The 2,089-nt window shown below is 37.4% G+C and carries 3 protein-coding genes; all 3 read right to left on the bottom strand.

Annotated elements, in window-relative coordinates:
* Nucleotides 1–156: 156 nt before the first annotated feature.
* Complete coding sequence (locus RRG12_RS43460; protein ID WP_069070540.1) at nt 157–540, bottom strand: nitrile hydratase subunit alpha; 384 nt, start codon at nt 538–540, stop codon at nt 157–159.
* 72 nt (nt 541–612) lie between these two features.
* Nucleotides 613–1,029 carry an ester cyclase gene (locus tag RRG12_RS43455; protein WP_069070541.1) on the bottom strand — a complete coding sequence of 139 codons (417 nt, stop codon included), beginning with the start codon at nt 1,027–1,029 and terminating at the stop codon, nt 613–615.
* A 711-nt stretch (nt 1,030–1,740) separates the two neighbouring features.
* The coding region (locus RRG12_RS43450) for a hypothetical protein (protein ID WP_420763310.1) at nt 1,741–2,089 on the bottom strand (349 nt) is incomplete at its 5' end.

Here is a 2,089-nt window from a genome sequence, read left to right as displayed (position 1 = left end):
ATCCCACAAAAATTGTCCCTTGATTCAGCAACACTGAATTAAGGAGGAATTGTGTATGAATGATTTAGCAAATCGCAGATTTCGAGGTCTACAATCAGGTGACGATTCAAACCGTCATTTGATCGCATTCTAAATTCTCAATTCTGCTTCTAAGCATTAACTACAGCTGTTTGACGATGCTGTGGAAGCTGAGGAAAGACATGAAGGTGTTGTGCAAGCTGAACTTGCAGTTGTTTGGCAACTAGCAGCTGCATATATAGCCATCGACAAGTCTTCATGTGACAATTCATCAGTCTGGGGGATGACGAGATAGAGAGTATGTGAGTTGCGTTCAGCTGGTATTTCTTCAAAAGACTTGCGAATTTCGATTTTCATATCCGATGGTATCTCTAAACCGTATTCCTCAAGTACAGATGTCGGTTCCGATACCAAACGGCTTTTGAACTCTTCGTCCACCATAGCCATTGCTGAAACTTGACTGATTACTTTCTGTGCATCTTTCGTAGCTTCTTTTTCTACAAACAAGGTTGCGGTTTCCATACTGTCTCTCTTTTGATGTTTTGGTTGTGTTGGGTTGAATCTTGTAACAAGGGATGCAAAGAAACGATTTCGTTAAGCGACTGGTTGAGGAACTAGTCCAAAGGCAAGATGCATCCCCAGTGCATCTTGCTCATGCCATACTTCAACGATTTCGTTATTTGCTATACGAGTGATTACAATCCCGGAAACTTCTGTTGTTTTTCCTGGTTGTGCATTAGGAACAACATCGCTGGAAATTGTGTAGCTATACCGTCCAACTACTTTATCTCCACTCGCAAATACATCATGAACTTTCACATCAATGGGGCCTGCTTGTCTAGCAGCATTAACCGCATCTGCGCTCCCTGATATACTGACATCCATACCGCTGCGACTGAGATTGTGTTCCAGTTCATCACAGAGTAATTCTTCTAAAGTCTTGTAGTCACCTTTGGTTAAGGCTTCTATATAACGAGACATAATCTTCATGTTTGCTTCTGGATTTGACATGATTTTTACTCCTTTTGAAAAATTACACGATTTGAACAATTTGCTTATACCAATTCCTGTAATATTGCGCTTTTTTTCACTTCAAAGCAATTTAGGAATTGCCCAAATAGTGTCTATTTTTGGGCAAGCTCTATAGGCGCATAATCATACAGGACTGGTATCAATTGCAATCCTTATTTTCTAATTTCAACTTATGGAATTTTCCTTTAGTAAAGGAATATTATCTGCACTAAATTATAGAAATTTGTGTGCAAATAAAAGTAAATATTGCATCTAATGACAATAAATATTCAGTTCCCTTACTAAATTAAAACCCATGCTCATCATCTTACCTGCAATGGGTGACACGAGATGAAATAAAAAAAATAAAAAAAAGTTAAACTTTTTCCAATTCGTTTACGAATAAAACAGCAAATTAAATTAGACCCTCCATAACAGTTAAAACTGAAAATAAAGCGTCATTTTATTGGAATTAGTGACAAAAATTAAATAAAAATAACTACCACCACATTAGATATTTTGGTGGAGTATTGCACCCTATTAATTAAGAATTACCCTTCGATTTACGCTCGCAAACTTGCGTTAGCGAGTTTGCCAGACCCTCGTTTTTACAACGTCTCTGACAAAAGAAGACTTGCGCTTCACTGCATTATCGACGCAAAGTACCACAACGGCAAGTTGCTTACGAATTGCGAATTAGTAATTATTTGTTCAACCGTGAGCAACCAAAGCATTCTGTTGCTGAATCTCAAGTATTTGAAAGTTGTTTTTATAGCTGGAATTACGTCCAAAAACCATAGTATGAAACCATTTAATCCATCGTTCTTCTTCATTGCCATTTCCCCAATTAAAAGGTAATGTTAAACCTTCGTCTGTCCAAGATACATCGCTGACTTTAATCACCGTATTGGGAATACATTGCGGTTGTGCTAATGGAGTATATGAAACAAGACGACGTGCTGTCGTGAAGTAAGTTATCCAATCAAAGTTGGTGGTGAATATTTTTCCTTTGCTCTTATCATAACTTGGTAATACAATCAATTGTTTTTGGTATTCAACA

The sequence above is a fragment of the Nostoc sp. CALU 546 genome (assembly GCF_048836525.1).
This window is presented reverse-complemented; position numbering and strand designations above follow the sequence as displayed.